This window comes from Marilutibacter chinensis, from assembly GCF_021725675.1.
Classification (GTDB): Bacteria; Pseudomonadota; Gammaproteobacteria; order Xanthomonadales; family Xanthomonadaceae; genus Marilutibacter; species Marilutibacter chinensis.
On sequence record NZ_JAKJPO010000001.1, the window covers coordinates 39,051 to 58,316 of the forward strand.

The following is a 19,266-nucleotide window of genomic DNA, read 5'->3' on the forward strand; positions in this document are numbered from 1 at the left end:
ACCGGAGAGAAAAGTGAGTCCGATGAGATCCATCCTGCATACCGCGGCCATGGCGATGGCATTGACCCTGCTGGGCGCGTGCGGCCGGTCCGGCGATCCGGCCGGCACCGGGGACGCGACGGAGATGCCGCCGGTGAGCGAAGCTGCCACGGCGGATACCGCGGCGACCGCGATCACGCTGCCCGAATCCGACGAAGCCTTCCTCGACCTGGTCCAGGAACGGACCTTCCGCTGGTTCTGGGAGGCGACGCCCGAGAACGGGCTGACCCCCGACCGCTGGCCGTCGAGGACGATGTCGAGCATCGCCGCGGTCGGCTTCGCGCTCAGCGCATACCCGGTAGGCGTGGAGCGCGGCTGGATCACCCGCGAGCAGGCGCGCGGGCGCACCCTGGCGACGTTGCGGCTCTTCTGGGAGGCCCCGCAGGGCCCGGAGCCGACCGGTCGCGCCGGCCATCACGGCTTCTTCTATCACTTCCTCGATGCCGAGAACGGTCACCGCTACGACAACTCCGAACTGTCGTCGATCGACACCACGCTGCTGCTCGGCGGCGTGCTGCTGGCGCAGGCCTATTTCGATGGCGACAACGCGGACGAAGCGGAGATCCGCTCGCTGGCCGACCGCATCTATGGCCGCGTGGACTGGACCTTCTTCCAGAACAATCCGCCGCTGGTGACGATGGGCTGGCGCCCGGGCAAGGGCTTCGGACCGGCGCAATGGCGCGGCTACGACGAATCGCTGCTGCTGCAGGTGCTGGCGCTGGGTTCGCCGACCCATGCGTTGGGTCCGGAGCTCTACGAAACCTATGCCTCGACGTACGAGTGGGCGGATTTCCAGGGCCAGCCGCACGTCAACTTCGCGCCGTTGTTCGGCCACCAGTACTCGCATGTCTGGATCGACTTCCGCGGCATCCAGGACGACTACATGGCCGATCGCGGAATCGACTACTTCGAGAACTCGCGCCGCGCGACCCTGTCCCAGCGGGCCTACGCGATCGAGAACCCGGGCGGATGGCGCGGCTACGACGAGAACGTCTGGGGCCTGACCGCCAGCGACGGGCCGGGCGGCTTCAGCGCGACCATCGACGGCGTCGAGCGCAAGTTCCACGCCTACTGGGCCCGCGGGGCCGCGCACGAGGACATCCGCGACGACGGCACCATCGTGCCGACCGCGGCCGGCGGCTCGGTGCCGTTCGCGCCGGAAGTGACGATCCCGGCGCTGCGCACGATGGCCGAACGCTACGGCGGTCACCTGTTCACCGAGTACGGCTATCTGGATGCGTTCAATCCGACCCTGGACCGGGCGGATGCGCCGATCAAGCGCGGAAAGATCGTTCCCGGTCTGGGCTGGTTCAACGACGACTACATCGGCATCGACCAGGGGCCGATCCTGTTGATGATCGAGAATCACCGCAGCGGAATGATCTGGGAACTGATGAAAAAGAGCCCGCCCATCGTGCGCGGTCTGTGCCGGGCCGGCTATCGCGGCGGTTGGCTGGAGGGACGCTGCGAATGATCACCACTGTGATGGGAAGGGTCCGGTCGCGGGCGAAGCTCGCCGCGTTCGCCGTCGCGCTGGCGATCGGTTGGCCGGCGACCGCGGCCGCAGCCGCACCTGAGGACGAGGCCGAAGCCGCGTTCGTCGAGTCGCTGCTGGCGAAGATGACGATCGAGGAGAAGCTCGGCCAGCTCAACCAGCCGCGCGGACGCTGGGGCCAGACCGGCCCGCAGGTGCAGGAGGGCGGCGAAGACCAGATCCGGGCCGGCAGGATCGGCTCCTACCTGGGCGTGCACGGGGCCGACTACACCCGGCGGATGCAGCGGATCGCGGTCGAGGAGTCGCGCCTCGGCATTCCGCTGCTGTTCGCGCACGACGTCATCCACGGCTTCCGGACGATCTTCCCGGTACCGCTGGGCGAGTCGGCGAGCTTCGACGTCGACGCGGTCGAGCGTGCCGCGCGCATCGCCGCGGACGAGGCGACCGCCGCCGGCCTGCACTGGACCTACGCGCCGATGGTCGACATCGCACGCGACCCGCGCTGGGGACGGATCGTGGAGGGCTCCGGCGAGAGCGCGTACCTGGGCTCGGTGCTGGCCGCCGCGCGCGTGCGCGGTTTCCAGGGCGAGGACCTGCGCGCCGACGACACCCTGATGGCCACGGCCAAGCACTTCGTCGCCTACGGTGCGGCCGAGGGTGGCCGCGACTACAACATCGCCGACATCTCCGAACGTACCCTGCGCGACGTCTACCTGCCGCCGTTCAAGGCCGCGGCCGATGCCGGCGTGCAGTCGATGATGGCCGCGTTCAACGAGGTCGACGGGGTGCCGATGCATGCGAACGGCCGACTGATCGACGGTGTGCTGCGCGACGAATGGGGCTGGGACGGCATCATGGTCAGCGACTACACCGGCGTGCTCGAGCTGATTCCGCACGGCGTCGCGGCCAATCGTGCCGACGCGGGCGTGCTCGCATTGGAGGCCGGCGTCGACGTGGACATGGTCAGCGACATCTATGTCGACGATCTGCCGGCGGTGGTCCGTGCCGGCGGCCTTGACGGGGCGAAGGTCGACGAGGCGGTGCGGCGGGTGCTGCGCGCCAAGTACAGGCTCGGCCTGTTCGACGACCCTTACCGCTACAGCGACGAGGCCCGCGAGCGCGAGCGCATCCTGCGTCCCGAATATCGCGCCGCCGCCCGCGACGTCGCACGCAAGTCGATGGTGCTGCTGAAGAACGACGGAGATCTGCTGCCGCTGGATCGCAGGACCGGCACGATCGCGGTGATCGGTCCGCTCGCCGACGACAAGCGCGTCATGCTCGGAGGCTGGGCCGCAGCCGGCCGCGCCGAGGATGCGGTCACTCCGCTGGAAGGGGTGCGCGAGGCGGTCGGTCCGGACGTGCGGGTGCTGCATGCGCGCGGCGCCGACGTCGAGGGCGACGACCGTTCCGGTTTCGACGAAGCGGTGCGGATCGCCCGCCAGGCGGACGTGGTGCTGATGTTCATCGGCGAGCACCACGACATGAGCGCGGAGGCGCACAATCGCACCACGCTGGACCTTCCCGGCGTGCAGGAAGCGCTGGTACGGGCGGTACATGCGACCGGCAAGCCGGTGGTGGCGGTGCTGTTCAACGGACGGCCGCTGTCGATCGGCTGGCTGGACGGGAACGTCCCGTCGATCCTGGAAGCCTGGTTCCCGGGCATCGAGGCCGGCCACGCGATCGCCGACGTGCTGTTCGGCGACCACAATCCGGCGGGCCGGCTGCCGGTCACCTTCCCCCGCAACGTCGGCCAGATCCCGATCTACCACGACCACAAGAACACCGGCCGTCCGCCATCGGAGCAGGAAAAATACACGTCCAAGTACATCGACGTGCCCTGGACACCGTTGTACGCGTTCGGCCATGGATTGAGCTACACCACGTTCGTCTACAGCGACCTCAAGGTCGGCCCGGTGGAAAACCAGGCGCAGGTCGGCACCGGCAAACCGGTGCGGGTCGAGGTCACCGTCGCCAACACCGGCAGGCGCGCGGGCGATGAAGTGGTGCAGCTCTATCTGCGCGACGACGTCGCAAGCGTGACCCGTCCGGTCAAGGAACTGCGTGGCTTCCGCCGCATCCACCTGCAACCGGGCGAGCGGCGCCGGGTCGAGTTCGTGCTGGAGCCGGAGGCACTGGGCTTCCACGGCGCCGATGGCCGGATCGTGGTCGAGCCGGGCACGTTCACCGTGTTCGCCGGCGGCAGTTCCGACGACGTGATCGAAACGAAGTTCGAGGTGAGGTGATGATCAGGCTGGCATCGACGATCTTCGTCCGGGCCGGGTCCGGGATCTTGCGCACGAAGGGGGCGGTACCGTTGCTAGCGACGCTGTTCGCGCTGGCGGCCTGCGGCGCTCCTGGACCCGGGAGCGGGGCGGGCGCCGGCGTCGGTGCCGATACCACCGGCGCCGTCGATGCCGCCGGTTCGGATGCGGCTGGCGTGACCTCTGCAGACCGTCCACGCAACGTGGTGTTCATCCTCAGCGACGACCACCGCTACGACTTCATGGGCTTCATGCCGGGCGCGCCGGAATGGCTGGAAACGCCTGCTCTCGACCGCATCGCCGCGGGCGGCGCGCACGTCCGCAACGCGTTCGTCACCACGTCGCTGTGCTCGCCGAGCCGCGCGTCGATCCTGACCGGGCAGTACGCGCACCGGCACCGGATCGTCGACAACACCTCGCCGATCCCCGACGGAACCCGCTATTTTCCGGAGTTCCTGCAGAAGGCCGGATACAGCACCGCCTTCATCGGCAAGTGGCACATGGGCGAGGTCGACGACATCCCTCAGCCGGGATTCGATCACTGGGTCAGCTTCCGGGGGCAGGGCGCCTATCGCGATCCGGTGCTGAACGTCGACGGCGTGCGCCGGCAGGAGAAGGGCTACACCACCGACCTGTTGACCGATCACGCCCTGGGCTGGCTGCGCCGGCACCAGCAGGTCGAGCCCGGCAAGCCGTTCTTCCTGTACCTGTCGCACAAGGCGGTGCATGCCGAGTTCGAGCCGGCCGGGCGCCATGCCGGACGCTACGCGGACAAGCCGATTCCATACCCGGAGACGATGTCCGAGCGCGCCAACCGGGACAAGCCGAAGTGGGTCCGCGAGCAGCGCAACAGCTGGCACGGCGTGGACTACATGTACCACGGCGACATGGAGTTCGACGGCTTCTACAAGGCCTACGCAGAAACCCTGCTGGCGCTGGACGAGAGCGTCGGTCGGGTGATGGATTACCTGGAGGAAGCCGGACTGGAGGACGACACCCTGGTCATCTACATGGGCGACAACGGCTTCCTGCTCGGCGAACACGGCCTGATCGACAAGCGCCATGCCTACGAAGAGTCGATGCGGGTGCCGATGCTCGCCTACGCGCCCGGCCTGGTGGAGCCGGGTTCGACGATCGACTCGATGGTGCGCAACATCGACGTCGCTCCGACGATCCTCGACCTCGCCGGGGCCCAGACCGCCATCGACATGGACGGCCGCTCGGTGCTTCCGCTGTTGCGTGGCGAGCAGGTCGACTGGCCGCTGGAGATGCTCTACGAGTACTACTGGGAGCACGCGTTCCCGCATACGCCGACCGTGTTCGCGTTGCGCGACCAGGACTTCAAGTACATCTACTACCATGGTGTCTGGGAGAGCGACGAGCTCTACGACCTGCGCAACGACCCGCGCGAGAAGCACAACCTGATCCGCGATCCGGATCACGCCGGGCGTGCGCAGGCGATGAAGTCGCGGATGTGGGACCTGCTGGAGCGGACCGACGGGATGTCGATCCCGCTCAAGCGCGCCGGCTCCTGGCAGGCCGCCGACAGGAAGCCGGAGCCGTGAGCCAGATGGACCGCGCGCGGGCAAGCGGCGTGGCGTTGCTGATCGCCGTCGCCGGCCTTGCATTCGCAGCCGGCTGGTGGCTGACGGCCCGGACAACGGACGCGCCGACGGCCTCGTCGCACGCGGCGCCCCCCGAAGGCATGATCTACGTGCCCGGTGGCAATACCCGGATCGGCGCCGACGACGGCATGCCGGCCGAACGGCCGGTGTTCACTGCCCAGGTGGCGCCGTTCTTCATGGATGTCCATCCGGTGACGGTCGCGCAGTTCCGCGAGTTCGTCGAAGCCACCGCCTACGTCACCGAGGCCGAGCGGCTCGGCGACGCCGCGGTATACGATCCGGCCACGGGCGGCTGGCGGCTGGTGCCGGGGGCGGACTGGCGCCGGCCACGAGGGCCGGCCGCGCCGGCCGCGCCCGACGACCACCCGGTCACCCAGGTGTCGTGGAACGATGCCGTCGCCTATGCCGGATGGTGCGGAAAGCGGTTGCCGACCGAGGTCGAGTGGGAGCACGCGGCACGCAATGCCCGCGACTCGCGCGACCGCTACGCCTGGGGCGACGCGCTGGTCGAGGCGGGGCGGCACCGGGCCAATACCTGGCAGGGCACGTTTCCTGGTCACAATACCGGCGACGACGGCCATCTGCTGACCTCGCCGGTCGGCACCTACGGCGAGACCGAGCTGGGCCTGACCGACATGGGCGGCAATGTCTGGGAATGGACCGCCGACTGGTTCCGTCCCTATGCCGAGCGCGAGACGCCGTTCGAACCGGGGCCGGCCAGCGAGAAGACCCAGCGCGGCGGGTCGTTCCTGTGCCATCCCAGCTATTGCCACGGCTATCGCGTGTCCGCGCGCAGTCATTCCACGCCGGACAGTGCGTTCTTCCATGTCGGGTTCCGGCTGGTGAAGGACGTGGAGGCGTGACGATGTCGCATACGACGCGCGCGTGCGCTCCCATGCCGGCAGCAGCGGGGGCGCGGCGGATGGAATACGGACCCGGCCAGTGGGTGGAGCGCGATCCGTCCGCGAGCGGTGCCGATGGCGGTCGGAGGCCCGATATGGCTTCCGTGCACGCCGGCGGAGGCTGGCGATCGTCGGCGGCTGCTGGCACGGTGTTGACAGGTAACGGTGCGGGAGCGGCGGCGATGCGATTCGGCAGGGGTCTTGTCTTTTCCGTTTCGCTCGCCGTCCTGCTGCTTGCGGGTCCGCCGCCGGTTGCCGCTGCCGACGACGGCAGCGGTGACGACACTGCAGCGATGGGGGCCGCCCTGGACGTGATGACCTTCAACCTGCGCTATGCCGGCACCCGGCCGCCGAACGCGTGGGCCGAGCGCCGCCCGGTCGTGCTGGAGCTGCTGCGGCGTCGTGCGCCCGACCTGGTCGGCACCCAGGAGGGGCTGTATCGGCAACTGATCGACATCGACGAGGGCCTGCCGGAATACGAATGGATCGGGCTTGGCCGCGATGGCGGCAGCCACGGCGAGTTCATGGCGGTGTTCTACCGCCGCGACCGCCTCGTCCCGCTCGAGTACGACCATTTCTGGCTGTCCGATACGCCCGAGGCGATCGGCTCGCGCAGCTGGGGCAACCGTTTCAGCCGGATGGCCACCTGGGTCCGCTTCCGTGACCGACAAAGCGGCTGCGAACTGTATGCGCTCAACACCCATCTCGATCACGAAACGCCCGCTGCGAGGACGAAGAGCGCGCAGTTGCTGGTCGACCGCGTCTCCGGCTTCGAGCCGGGCATCCCGGTCGTGCTGCTCGGCGACTTCAACGCGGCGACGACGGGACCGGAGGCGGCCGACCAGGTGTATGCGACGCTGACCGCGGAGGGCGCGTTCGTCGATACCTGGAACGAGGCCGGGCAGGGCGAGCCGGCGTTCGGGACCTTCCACGACTTCGGCGGTACCGGCAACGCCGCGGGAGGGGCGCGGATCGACTGGATCCTGACCCGTGGCGCCTTCGTCACGCGTTCGGCCGGGATCGACACCTTCGCCCGCGATGGCCAGTACCCGAGCGACCATTTCCCGGTCACCGCACGGGTCGAAACGCCGCGCTGCCGCTGAGTCCGCGGCTCCGGATCGATCCCTCGCGCGCCCCGGATGAACCGCGCAGCGGCGTGAGCCGCGATCGGGCCCTCACCGGGAAGTCCTCGCGGCTCACGCCGCCCCTGCCGGCGCGGTCGCGATGGACGATGCGTCAATCCGCGGCCGGCCCGGCTTCAGTAGGGAAGCGGTTCGGCCAGGCTGCGGCCGTGGCTGCGGATCACCCCGGAGTACCAGTGCGCGCTGTCCTTGGGGGTGCGTTCCTGGGTCGCATAGTTCACGTGGACCATGCCGAAACGCTTGGAATAGCCCAGCGACCACTCCAGGTTGTCCAGCAGCGACCACAGCATGTAGCCGCGCACGTCGACACCGGCCCGGATCGCATCGTGGATGGCGGCGATGTGCTTGCGCAGGTAATCGATCCGCAGCGGATCGCGGACCCGGCCGCGGCCATCCCCGTCGACGTCGGCGATCGGCGGGTCGTACATCGCCGCGCCGTTCTCGGTGACGTAGACCGGGATGTCGCCGTAGGTCTGCTTGAACCAGACCAACAGGTCGGTCAGCCCCTTCGGATAGACCTCCCAGCCGGTCTCGGTGTAGGTCGCCAGCGGCTGGCGCACGCTGCCGGCCTTCAGTGGATAGCTGTCGTTGGCCTCGGTCACGCCGCGGGTGTAGTAGTTGATGCCGACGAAGTCGAGTTGCTGGCGGATCAGTTCGAAGTCCTGCTTCGGCCATTCCGGCCACGCGGCGCCGAACACGTCTTCCAGTTCTTCCGGGTAGCGGCCGAGCAGGGCGGGGTGCAGGTACTGCTCGTTCATGTAGGCGTGCGCGCGGCGGGTGGCGACGCGATCGGCCTCCGAATCGGATGCCGGGTACTTGGGCTCGATGTTCACCACCAGCCCGATCTCGTGCGCGCCGGCCTCGCGATACGCACGGACCGCGGCCCCATGCGCGCGCATCAGGTTGTGCGACGCGATCGGCGCTTCGAACAGGCTGCGATGTCCGGGGGCCAGCGCGCCATGCAGATAGCCGCCGTCGGTGATCACCCACGGTTCGTTGAGGGTGACCCACTTCTTCACCCGGCCATCCAGCGCCCGGTACATCACCGAGGCGTACTCGGCGAACCAGTCGGCGCTGTCGCGGTTGAGCCAGCCGCCGCGGTCGTCCAGTGCCGCCGGCAGATCCCAGTGATAGAGGGTCAGCAGCGGCTCGATGCCGTTGGCGAGCAGCTCGTCGACCAGTCGCGAGTAGAAGTCCAGGCCCGCCTGGTTGATGCGGCCGGTGCCGTCGGGCAGCACCCGCGCCCAGGCCACGCTGAAGCGGTAGGCCTGCAGGCCGAGATCACGCATCAGCCTCACGTCGTCCTTCCAGCGGCGGTAGTGATCGCAGGCGACGTCGCCGGTATCGCCGTTGAGAGTCATCCCGGGCGTATGCGCGAACCGGGTCCAGATGCTGGGGCCGGCGTCATCGGCCAGCGGCGAGCCCTCGATCTGGTGGGCGGCGGTCGCCGCTCCCCACAGGAATCCATCGGGAAAGGTGGGGACTTGGCTCATCGACGGGGGCCTCCAATGCGCGGGTCATGTGGGAATGTAAACGATTACATGGCAGGATAGCCGAGCCCGACGACAATTGCACCGTCGCAGCACGATAGAAGGGGATCGCCGAATGGCCAAAGTGTCGCTCGACCGCTTGCGCAAGGTCTATCCGGACGGGCACGTGGCCGTGCAGGAGGCGAGTTTCGAGGTCGACGACGGCGAGTTGCTGGTGCTGGTCGGGCCGTCGGGCTGCGGCAAGTCGACCCTGTTGCGGATGATCGCTGGACTGGAAGCGATCAGCAGCGGGGAGCTGCACATCGCCGGCAGGATGGTCAACGCGCTGCCGCCGAAGGAGCGCGACATCGCCATGGTGTTCCAGAACTATGCCCTGTACCCGCACATGACGGTGGCCGAGAATCTCGGATTCGGCCTGAAGCTTCGCGGGATGGCGAAGCAGGAGGTGCGCCGGCGGGTGACCGAGGCCGCCGACATGCTCGAGATCGCGCCGTTGCTCGACCGCCGGCCGGCCGCACTGTCGGGCGGCCAGCGCCAGCGGGTCGCGCTCGGGCGCGCGCTGGTCCGCCAGCCGCAGGTCTTCCTGCTCGACGAGCCGCTGTCCAACCTCGACGCCAAACTGCGCGCCAGCATGCGGGTCGAGATCGCGCGCCTGCACCGGAAGCTGGGCACGACGATGATCCACGTGACCCACGACCAGGTCGAGGCGATGACGCTGGGGCACCGGATCGTGGTGCTGCGCGAAGGGCGCATCCAGCAGATCGATACCCCGATGGCGCTGTACGAGCGGCCGGCCAACCTGTTCGTGGCAAGCTTCCTCGGCAGTCCGGCGATGAATCTGGTCGAAGGTGAGCTGGGCCGCGCCGACGGTGCCGGCGGGTACCGGTTGCGGATCGGCGACGGGCTCGCGCTGGCACTGCCGGAGGCCTCCGGGCTGGAAGCCGTGGTCGGGCACCGGGTCACGCTCGGGATCCGGCCGGAGGACCTGGCGCTGGCGGAGGCCGGGCCCGGCGCGCTGCCGGCCCGGGTCGAGGTCGTCGAGGCGGTCGGCAGCGAGGCCTACCTCAACCTGGATTGCGACGGCCATCCGCTGGTGGCGCGGGTACCGCCCTGGCGGCTGCCGTCGGCCGGCGAGCTCGTCCACTGTCGCCCGGCTGCCGAAAGGCTGCATTTCTTCGACCCCGGCTCCGGCGAGCGCCTGCCGGCCTGAGGCGGCGGCCGGCAGGAGCGCTACAGCTGTCGCGGGACCGTTATACTCGCGGGGAAACGCGGCTCCCGGGTCGCGTCGCGTTTATGTCAATCAATGACTTGGGCGCGATAATTAATCTCATACCTAATTCAGCGCGCGGCCTCATGCCGCCCGTCAAGGGTTTCTCCGACGAATGCGTCTGTCCACGATCAAGCTGTCCGGTTTCAAATCCTTCGTCGACCCGACCACGCTGCACCTGCCCACCAACATGACCGGTGTGGTCGGTCCCAACGGTTGCGGCAAATCCAACATCATCGACGCGGTGCGCTGGGTCATGGGCGAGAGCTCGGCCAGCCGCCTGCGCGGCGATTCGCTGACCGACGTGATCTTCGCCGGTTCCTCGGCGCGCAAGCCGGTCTCGCAGGCGATGGTCGAGCTGATCTTCGACAACGCCGACCGCACGATCACCGGCGAGTACGGTGCCTACGACGAGATCTCGGTCAAGCGCACGGTCAGCCGCGACGGCCAGAGCCAGTACTACCTCAACGGCGCCAAGTGCCGGCGCCGCGACATCACCGACCTGTTCCTCGGCACCGGCCTGGGGCCGCGCAGCTATTCGATCATCGAGCAGGGCATGATCAGCCAGGTCATCGAGGCCAAGCCCGAGGAGCTGCGCGTCTATCTGGAAGAGGCCGCCGGCATCTCCAAGTACAAGGAGCGCCGCCGCGAGACCGAGAACCGGATCCGCCATACCCGCGAGAATCTCGACCGCCTCAACGATCTGCGCGAGGAAGTCGGCAAGCAGCTCGAGCACCTCAAGCGCCAGGCGCGGCAGGCCGAGCAGTACCAGGCGCTGCAGGCCGAGCGCAAGGTCAAGGACGCCGAATGGAAGGCGCTCGAGCACCGCGCGCTGGACCAGAAGCTGCAGGCCCAGCGCGAGAAGCTGGCCCAGCAGGAAACCCGGCTGCAGCAGCTGATCGCCGAGCAGCGCGAGGCCGAGCGCGAGATCGAGACCGGTCGCGTGCGCCGCGAGGAGGCCGCCGAGGCGCTGGGCAAGGCGCAGGCGGCGAGTTACGAGGTCAGTGGTGCGCTGGCCCGGATCGAGCAGCAGATCCAGCACCAGAAGGAACTGTCCACGCGGCTGCAGCGCGCCCGTGACGAAGCCCAGACGGCGCTGGCCGAACTGACCCAGCACATCGGCAACGACCAGTCCCAGCTCGACGTGTTGCAGGCGGCGATCGCCGAGTCCGAGCCACGGATCGAACAGCTGCGGGAAGAGGATGCCGCCCGCCAGGATGCTTTGCGCGACGCCGAGAACCGGCTGTCGGACTGGCAGCAGCGCTGGGACGAGCACAGCCGGGCGCAGTCGGAGGCGGTCCGCGCCGCCGATGTCGAGCGCACCCGCATCGAACACCTCGACCGCCAGGCGCTGGACGCCGAGCGCCGCCGGGAGGCGCTGACCGCCGAGCGCAACGGTCTCGACCTGGCCGCGCTGTCGGAAGCCTTCGCCGCGTTGCAGGAGCAGCACGAGACCCAGAAGCTGTCGCTCGACTCGCTTACCGACGCGCTCGAATCGCGGAAGTCGGCGCTGGCCGAGGTCCAGGAACAGCAGCGCGCCACCCAGTCCGAGCTGGCCGAGGTCCGCAAGCAGGCGCAGACCGCGCGCGGCCGGTTGTCGTCGCTCGAGACTCTGCAGCATGCGGCGCTCGGCCAGGAGCAGGGCGCCGCGCTGGACTGGTTGAAGGCGCGCGGGCTGGACTCCGCGGCACGGGTCGGCGAACGCCTGCAGGTCGAGGCCGGCTGGGAAAACGCGGTCGAAAACGCGCTCGGCCAGCTGGTCGAAGGAGTGCTGGTCGAATCGCCCGAGACGCTGGTTGACGCGATCGGCGAACTCGGCGAGGGCCGGCTGGCGCTGGTCGAACCGAAGAACGACGCGGTCGATTTCGCGCCGACCTCGCTGGCCTCGAAGGTGCGCGGGCCGATCGCGGTGCGCCGCATCCTCGCCCGCCTGCATGCGGCCGAGGACCTGGCCGCAGCCCGGGCGATGCTGCCGATGCTGAGCGAGGGCGAATCCATCATCACCCGCAACGGAGAGCGGCTGGGCGCGGGCTGGCTGCGGGTGATGCGCTCGGGCGCGGCCCGGCAGGGCGCGCTGCTGCGCGAGCGCGAGATCCAGTCGCTGCGTGGCGAGATCGAGACCCTGCAGGCGCGCGAGCACGAGCTGGAGTCGCTGCAGGTGCAGCTGCGCGATCGCGCCCTGGCCGCCGAGCAGCAGCGCGAGGACGCCCAGCGGACCCTGTACATGGCGCACCGCGGTGTATCGGAACTGGCCGGGCAGCTGCAGAGCCAGCAGGGCCGGCTGGATTCGGCGCGCGGGCGGATCGAGAAGATCGACGCCGAGCTGGCGCAGCTGGCCGAGGCGACCGAAGCCAGCCGCGAGCAGTCGCGCGAGTCGCGGATGCGCCAGGAAGAGGCGGTGATGAAGATGAGCGAGCTGGAGGATGTCCGCCAGCAGCTCGACGCCGAACGCAGCCGCCTGTACGAGGCGCGCGACCAGGCCCGCACGCTGGCCCGCGAATCGCGCGACGCCGCGCATGCGCTGGCGCTGACCCTGGAGACCCAACGCACCCGGGTCGCGGCGCTGACCCAGGCGCTCGACCGGATGGGCGGCCAGCGCGGCCAGCTCGACAGCCGCCTGGAGGAGTTGAGCCTGCAGCTGGAGGAGGGCGACTCGCCGGTCGACGAACTCGAACAGCAGCGCCAGGTCGCGCTCGAGCAGCGTGTGCAGACCGAACAGGCGCTGACCCGGGCGAGGACCACCCTCGACGGCATCGACGCCGACCTGCGCCGTTTCGAGCAGGTCCGCCAGCAGCGCGACGAGCAGGCGCTGCAGCAGCGCGAGGCGATCGGCCAGCGCCGTCTCGACCAGCAGGCGCTGCTGCTGAAGGCCGAGCAACTGGTCGAGGCCGTGACCGAGGCCGGCTTCGTGCTCGAGGACGTCGCCAATACGCTGGTCGAGGGCGCGGAGCCCGCGGCCTGGGAGCGGTCGGTGAACGAGATCGACGCACGCCTGCGCCGGCTGGAACCGGTCAACCTCGCCGCGATCGCCGAACATGCCGAGGCCGAGCAGCGCAAGAACTACCTCGATGCGCAGCACACCGACCTGACCGCGGCTCTGGAAACGCTGGAAGACGCGATCCGCAAGATCGACCGCGAGACCCGCGGCCGCTTCAAGGACACCTTCGACCGAGTCAATTCAGGCGTGCAGGAGCTGTATCCGCGCCTGTTCGGCGGTGGCCACGCCTACCTGGAGCTGACCGGCGAGGACCTGCTCGACACCGGGGTGGCGATCATGGCGCGCCCGCCCGGCAAGCGGGTGTCGAACATCTCGCTGTTGTCCGGCGGCGAGAAGGCGATGACCGCGGTGGCGCTGGTGTTCGCGATATTCCGGCTCAATCCGGCCCCGTTCTGCCTGCTCGACGAGGTCGACGCGCCGCTGGACGAGGCCAATGTCGGCCGCCTCGCGCAGATGGTCAGCGAGATGAGCGAACAGGTACAGTTCCTGTTCGTGACCCACAACAAGGCGACGATGGAAGCGGCGATGCAGCTGTCCGGCGTGACCATGCGCGAACCCGGCGTCAGCCGGCTGGTGTCGGTCGACCTGGCCGAGGCCGCGCGCCTGGCCGGTGCGGCATGAGCCGGGCGGCATGAATCCGGCGATCGCCTCCGTCCGTTGCCCCGCCCAACCGAGGAGCTTCCCCGATGTCTGAAGTCTGGCTTTTGCGCCTGGGCATCCTCATCGCCGGCCTGATCCTGATCGCGGCGATCTATTTCTTCGGCCGTCCGAGCAGGCCCGGCCAGGGCACCCGGCGCAAGCGCGACCCGCGCGCGGCCGACGGGCGCCGCGAGCCGACCTTCAGCGAGACCCTCGCCGCTGCCGGCGGCGACGCCGACCCGACCGGCGAAGGCGACCGTCAGGCCAGCCAGGGGAGCCTGTTCGCCGTCGAAGGCGATGCGGCGCCTGGTGGCAGCGAACTCGGCCGTCGCGCCAGCGAGGAGTTCGACAAGATCGTGACCCTGTACCTGGCCGCGCGCGCCGGCCACAAGCTGCATGGCCCCGACATCGTCGTCGCCGCCGAGAAGGCCGGCCTGGTCTATGGCTACATGGGCGTATTCCACCGGCTGGTCGAGCATCACCCCGAGCGTGGACCGGTGTTCAGCGTCGCCAACATCATGAAGCCGGGCAGCTTCGACATGGCCGACATCCAGTCGCTGGAAACGCCGGCCATCGCGTTCTTCCTGACCCTGCCGGCGCCGATGCCCGCGCTGGATGCCTGGGAAGCGATGCTGCCGACCGCGCAGCGGATGGCCGAGCTGCTCGACGGCATCGTCCTCGACGAGCAGCGCAACGCGCTCGGCCGACAGCGCATCGCCCACATCCGCGACGAACTGCGCGCCTACGACCGCCAGCGCGAAGCGCCACCGCTGAGCAAGCCGGGCCGCTGGTAATTGACCAGCCGCGGATCACGCGGATGAACACGGATGAGGCAAGAGCACTGTCGGTTGTTCCATTCGCGGGCATCCGCGTGATCCGCGGCTGTAATGTCCTTTCGGGCTGACGTACGAACATGATCAAACCCGAGCAACGCATCGCCGAGCTGTGCCGACGGCTCAACGACGCCAATTACCGCTATCACGTGCTCGACGATCCGGCGATCCCGGACGCCGAGTACGACCGCCTGCTGCGCGAGCTCGAGGCGCTGGAGGCCGAGCATCCCGAACTGGTCAGTCCCGATTCGCCGAGCCAGCGCGTCGGCGCGGCCCCATCCGGCGCTTTCGACGAGGTCCGTCACGCGATACCGATGCTGTCGCTGGGCAACGCGTTCAGCGACGAGGAAGTCGCCGATTTCGTGCGCCGCATCGACGAGCGGATCGGCCGTGAATCGCCGGTGTTCTCGGTCGAGCCCAAGCTCGACGGCCTCGCGATCAGCCTGCGCTACGAACAGGGTCGTTTCGTCCAGGGTGCGACCCGCGGCGACGGCGCGACCGGCGAAGACGTGACCGCCAACCTGCGCACGATCAAGGCGATTCCCTTGCGCTTGCGCGGCGAGGGCTGGCCCGAGGTGCTGGAGGTTCGCGGCGAGGTCTACATGCCGCTGGAGGCGTTCAGGGCCTACAACGAGCAGGCGCTGGCCAACAGCAGCGAGGGCAAGGGCGACAAGGTGCTGGCCAACCCGCGCAACGGGGCCGCCGGTTCGCTGCGCCAGCTCGATCCCCGGGTCACCGCGCGCCGGCCGCTGGCGTTCTACGCCTACGGCGTCGGCCAGGTCGAGGGCGGCGCGTTACCCGATACCCATTCGGCGACGCTGGCTCAGCTGCGCCAATGGGGCTTTCCGGTCAGCGGCCAGAGCGAGGTGGTGACCGGCCTGGATGGCCTGCTCGACTACTACCGCCGGATGGGTGCGCTGCGCGACACGCTGCCGTTCGACATCGACGGCGTGGTCTACAAGCTCGACGACTACGCCGGCCAGCGCGAGATGGGCTTCGTTTCGCGCGCGCCGCGCTGGGCCATCGCGCACAAGTTTCCCGCGCAGGAACAGTCGACCGTGCTGGAAGGCATCGACATCCAGATCGGCCGCACCGGTGCGGCGACGCCGGTCGCCCGGCTGCAGCCGGTGCAGGTGGCCGGCGTGACCGTGACCAACGCGACCCTGCACAACGCCGATCAGATCGCGCGGCTGGACGTGCGCGTCGGCGACACCGTGATCGTGCGCCGCGCCGGCGACGTGATCCCCGAGGTGGTGCGGGTGGTCCCCGACATGCGCGCGCCCGACGCCGCGCCGTGGACGATGCCGGAGCATTGCCCGGTGTGCGGCTCGGAACTGGTCCGCGACGAGGGCGGGGTGGTGTTCCGTTGCTCCGGCGGGCTGACCTGCGCCGCTCAGCGCAAGGAGGCGCTGCGCCACTTTGCGTCGCGCCGGGCGATGGACATTGAAGGACTGGGCGAGCGCTACGTCGAGGAACTCGACGACCTCGGCTACCTCCAGAGCGTCGCCGATCTCTACAAGCTGACCCTGGACGATCTGCTCGAGATGAAACGCCGCGCCGACGAGCGCGACGGCACGACGCCGGCTCACCTGGAAAAGGCCGGGGTCAAGGGCGGCAAGGTCGCGACCCGCTGGGCCGAGAACCTGATCGAGGCGATCGACCGCAGCCGCGACACCACGCTGGAGCGATTCCTGTTCGCGCTCGGCATCCAGCACGTCGGCGAGAGCACGGCCAGGGCGCTGGCCGCGTGGTTCGGCGACCTGCAACTGATCCGGCGGCTGCCGTGGCCGCTGTTCAAGCGCGTACCGGACATCGGCGGCGAGGTCGCGCGCAGCATCGGCCACTTCTTCGACCAGCCCGGCAACCAGCAGGTGATCGACGACCTGCTCGCGCGCGGCGTGCGGATCGGCGACGGGCACGCGCCGTCGCCGAAACTGCGCGAATCGCTGGGCCTGGCGACCCTGCTGGTCGATCTTGAGATTCCGAAAGTCACGGCATTGCGGGCCGACCAGCTGGCGGCGGCGTTTCCCGACGCGGCGGCATTGCTCGCCGCGCCCGAACATGCGTTCGTGACCGCCGGCCTGCCGGCCGATTCGGCGCGTGCGCTGGCCGGGTGGTTGGCCGACGAGACGCATGCGCGCCTGCTGGCCGGCTCGGGGAACGCACTGGCGGAACTCGACGGGCTCTTACCCGCGACCGCCGAGGCCGCCGTCGGCCCGCTCGACGGCCAGACGGTGGTGCTGACCGGCACGCTGTCATCGATGACCCGGGACGAGGCCAAGGCGCGGCTCGAGGCGCTGGGGGCGAAGACCGCCGGCAGCGTGTCGAAGAAGACCAGCTTCGTCGTCGCCGGCGAGGCGGCAGGCTCCAAGCTGGCGAAGGCCGAGCAACTCGGGGTCGAGGTCTGGGACGAGACGCGTCTGCTGGCGTTCCTGGCCGGGCTCGAATGAACGGCCGCAGGAACGACCGCACGCCTGTCCGTAGGAGTGGCGTGAGCCGCGACCGGTTCTTCGTGCTGGCGCATGATGGGGGGCTTTGCCGCCTCTGCCGGAAACGCGAGCGATGAGCTGGCAGCCCACGGCCTCGTTCGATGCGCTGCGTCTGCGCGCGCGGCTGAACGCGACGATCCGCGGCTTCTTCGCCGAACGCGGCGTCACCGAGGTCGAGACCCCGGCGATGTCGGTCGCCGGCAACACCGATCCGAACATCGCTTCGTTCGCCCTGGAGTTCAGCGGCCGTACCGATGGCGCGCCGCGCACGCGCTGGCTGCGGACCTCGCCCGAGTTCCCGCTCAAGCGCCTGCTCGCGGCCGGTTTCGGCGATTGCTACGAACTGGGCCGGGTGTTCCGCGACGGCGAAGCCGGCGGTCGCCACAACCCCGAGTTCACGATGCTGGAGTGGTACCGGCTCGGCTGGGACCATCGCCGCCTGGCCGCGGAAACCGCCGAGCTGGTGCAGGCCGCGCTGGCCCTGGTCGGCCGTGGGGCGCGACTGCAGACGATCGGCTATCACGAGTTGTACCGGCAGCGGCTGGGCGTGGATCCGGCGACCGCCGACGAGGCCGCGCTGCGGGCCGCGCTCGGCGATGTCGAGATCGATCCGTGTGGCCTGGGCCGCGATGACTGGCTCGACCTGCTGATGACCCACCGCCTGCAGCCGTCCTTCGACGCCGGGACTCTGCTGGCGGTGATCGACTACCCGGCCTCGCAGTGCGCGCTGGCGCGGATCCGTGACGGCCGCGGATCCGCCGACGGCGTCGCCGTGGCCGAGCGTTTCGAGCTGTACCTGGGGCCGCTGGAGCTGGCGAACGGCTATCACGAGCTCGCCGACTCCGATGAACAGCGGCGACGCTTCCAGCGCGACCAAGCGGTGAGGACCGCACGCGGGCAGACGGTAGCGCCGATCGACGAGCGCCTGTTGGACGCGCTTGCGTCGGGGCTGCCGCCATGCGCGGGCGTCGCGCTCGGCGTCGACCGCCTGCTGATGGCGATGGTTGGAACCGGGCGCATCGCCGACGTGCTGGCGTTCGATTTTGCCCGGGCATGAGCCTGTCCGCCGGCTGCGGTGACGGGCATTGCGCAGGGACGTCCGGGTCACTACGGTGGTGGTGATGCGCCGGCTCGCTTCGTTCAGGATGCGTTGCGGCGCCAGAAGGGGCGGCGGGCGGCGATTCAGGTTGACGCGGTAACTTGGATGCAGGCATGCCATGCGTCAATTGACGAGGCCATAGTCGGGAGGGAGCAGGTGATGGGAGCATTGACTCGGGTACTCGCGACGGTGCTCGTGCTGGCCTGCGCGGGCTGCATCTACGATCCGGGGTTCTTCGGTGGCGGTCCGGGCGGTCCCTACCCGGGTGGCGGTTACCCGGACTACCCGACATATCCCGGCTATCCCGGCAACGACTACGGCGGTGGACCGTTCCGCTGCGAATCCCGCGACGACCGCACCCAGCGTTGTCCGGCCGACACCCGCGGCGGCGTGCGGCTGTTGCGGCAGCTGTCGAACACCCCCTGCGTCAAGGGCCAGACCTGGGGCGTCGACCGCGGTGGCGTATGGGTGACCCGTGGCTGCCGCGCCGAGTTCATCGCGGGCTACGGCGGCACCTCTCCGGGACAGGGGGCGGGCCTGGTGCGCTGCGAATCGGAGGACAAGCGCACCCGCCACTGTCCGGCCAATACCCGCGGCGGCGTGCGGTTGGTGCGTCAGCTTTCGTCGACGGCCTGCATCGAAGGCCGCAACTGGGGTTACGACCGCAACAGTGTCTGGGTCTCGCAGGGCTGCCGTGCCGAGTTCGTGACCGGGCAGGGCGGCGGCGGTGGTCATCGCCCGGACCCGGGGCGCGACCAGATCGTGCGCTGCGAGTCCCGCGACGGCCGCCAGCGTCGTTGCAACGTGCGGATCGAGCATCAGGCCGTCCTGCTGCGCCAGCTGTCCAACTCGCCGTGCATCCGCGGCACGAGCTGGGGCTGGGACCGCAACGGCATCTGGGTCGGCAGCGGTTGTCGGGCGGAATTCAGCGTCCGCTGAGTTTCCGGCCGACGCGGCGCGAGCGCTGCCGGCAGTCCGCATCGCGTC

At 69.5% G+C, this 19,266-nt stretch carries 12 protein-coding genes; 11 read left to right on the forward strand and 1 reads right to left on the reverse strand.

Annotation, left to right across the window (positions count from 1 at the left end):
- The first annotated feature begins 22 nt into the window (after positions 1–22).
- The 5 genes from L3V18_RS00200 to L3V18_RS00220 all read left to right on the forward strand — a co-directional run bounded on the left by L3V18_RS00200 (position 23) and on the right by L3V18_RS00220 (position 7,425).
- On the forward strand, positions 23–1,513 hold the full coding sequence (locus L3V18_RS00200) for a glucoamylase family protein (protein WP_237052613.1): 1,491 nt from the start codon (positions 23–25) through the stop codon (positions 1,511–1,513).
- Positions 1,510–3,777: a beta-glucosidase BglX gene (gene bglX, locus L3V18_RS00205; protein ID WP_237052614.1), complete on the forward strand. Its 2,268-nt coding sequence runs from the start codon at positions 1,510–1,512 to the stop codon at positions 3,775–3,777. Before L3V18_RS00200 ends, bglX begins: the two co-directional genes overlap by 4 nt.
- A gap of 194 nt (positions 3,778–3,971) precedes the next feature.
- The gene (locus tag L3V18_RS00210; protein WP_237052615.1) at positions 3,972–5,360 is read left to right on the forward strand and encodes a sulfatase family protein; all 1,389 of its coding nucleotides are present in this window, start codon (positions 3,972–3,974) and stop codon (positions 5,358–5,360) included.
- A gap of 5 nt (positions 5,361–5,365) precedes the next feature.
- Complete coding sequence (locus L3V18_RS00215) at positions 5,366–6,283, forward strand: formylglycine-generating enzyme family protein (RefSeq protein WP_237053656.1); 918 nt, start codon at positions 5,366–5,368, stop codon at positions 6,281–6,283.
- Positions 6,284–6,504: 221 nt separating this feature from the next.
- On the forward strand, positions 6,505–7,425 hold the full coding sequence (locus L3V18_RS00220; RefSeq protein ID WP_237052616.1) for an endonuclease/exonuclease/phosphatase family protein: 921 nt from the start codon (positions 6,505–6,507) through the stop codon (positions 7,423–7,425).
- Between the two features lie 155 nt (positions 7,426–7,580).
- Here the strand turns inward: L3V18_RS00220 and L3V18_RS00225 are convergent, their stop codons facing one another.
- Entirely contained in the window at positions 7,581–8,957 is a 1,377-nt protein-coding gene (locus L3V18_RS00225) for a GH1 family beta-glucosidase (RefSeq protein WP_237052617.1), read from the reverse strand.
- A gap of 112 nt (positions 8,958–9,069) precedes the next feature.
- Here L3V18_RS00225 and L3V18_RS00230 point away from each other — a divergent pair, with 112 nt between their 5' ends.
- From L3V18_RS00230 to L3V18_RS00255, 6 genes are all read left to right on the forward strand, one after another.
- Positions 9,070–10,164, forward strand: a complete 1,095-nt coding sequence (locus tag L3V18_RS00230; RefSeq protein WP_237052618.1) for an ABC transporter ATP-binding protein — start codon at positions 9,070–9,072, stop codon at positions 10,162–10,164.
- A gap of 172 nt (positions 10,165–10,336) precedes the next feature.
- On the forward strand, positions 10,337–13,840 hold the full coding sequence (smc, locus tag L3V18_RS00235) for a chromosome segregation protein SMC (RefSeq protein ID WP_237052619.1): 3,504 nt from the start codon (positions 10,337–10,339) through the stop codon (positions 13,838–13,840).
- A 65-nt stretch (positions 13,841–13,905) separates the two neighbouring features.
- The gene (zipA, locus tag L3V18_RS00240; RefSeq protein ID WP_237052620.1) at positions 13,906–14,652 is read left to right on the forward strand and encodes a cell division protein ZipA; all 747 of its coding nucleotides are present in this window, start codon (positions 13,906–13,908) and stop codon (positions 14,650–14,652) included.
- Positions 14,653–14,771: 119 nt separating this feature from the next.
- The gene (ligA, locus tag L3V18_RS00245) at positions 14,772–17,141 is read left to right on the forward strand and encodes an NAD-dependent DNA ligase LigA (protein ID WP_237052621.1); all 2,370 of its coding nucleotides are present in this window, start codon (positions 14,772–14,774) and stop codon (positions 17,139–17,141) included.
- 112 nt (positions 17,142–17,253) lie between these two features.
- Positions 17,254–18,237 (forward strand): EF-P lysine aminoacylase EpmA, encoded by a 984-nt coding sequence (gene epmA / locus L3V18_RS00250; protein ID WP_237052622.1) that lies wholly within the window; start codon positions 17,254–17,256, stop codon positions 18,235–18,237.
- 201 nt (positions 18,238–18,438) lie between these two features.
- Positions 18,439–19,218, forward strand: a complete 780-nt coding sequence (locus L3V18_RS00255; RefSeq protein WP_237052623.1) for a DUF3011 domain-containing protein — start codon at positions 18,439–18,441, stop codon at positions 19,216–19,218.
- Positions 19,219–19,266: the final 48 nt, after the last annotated feature.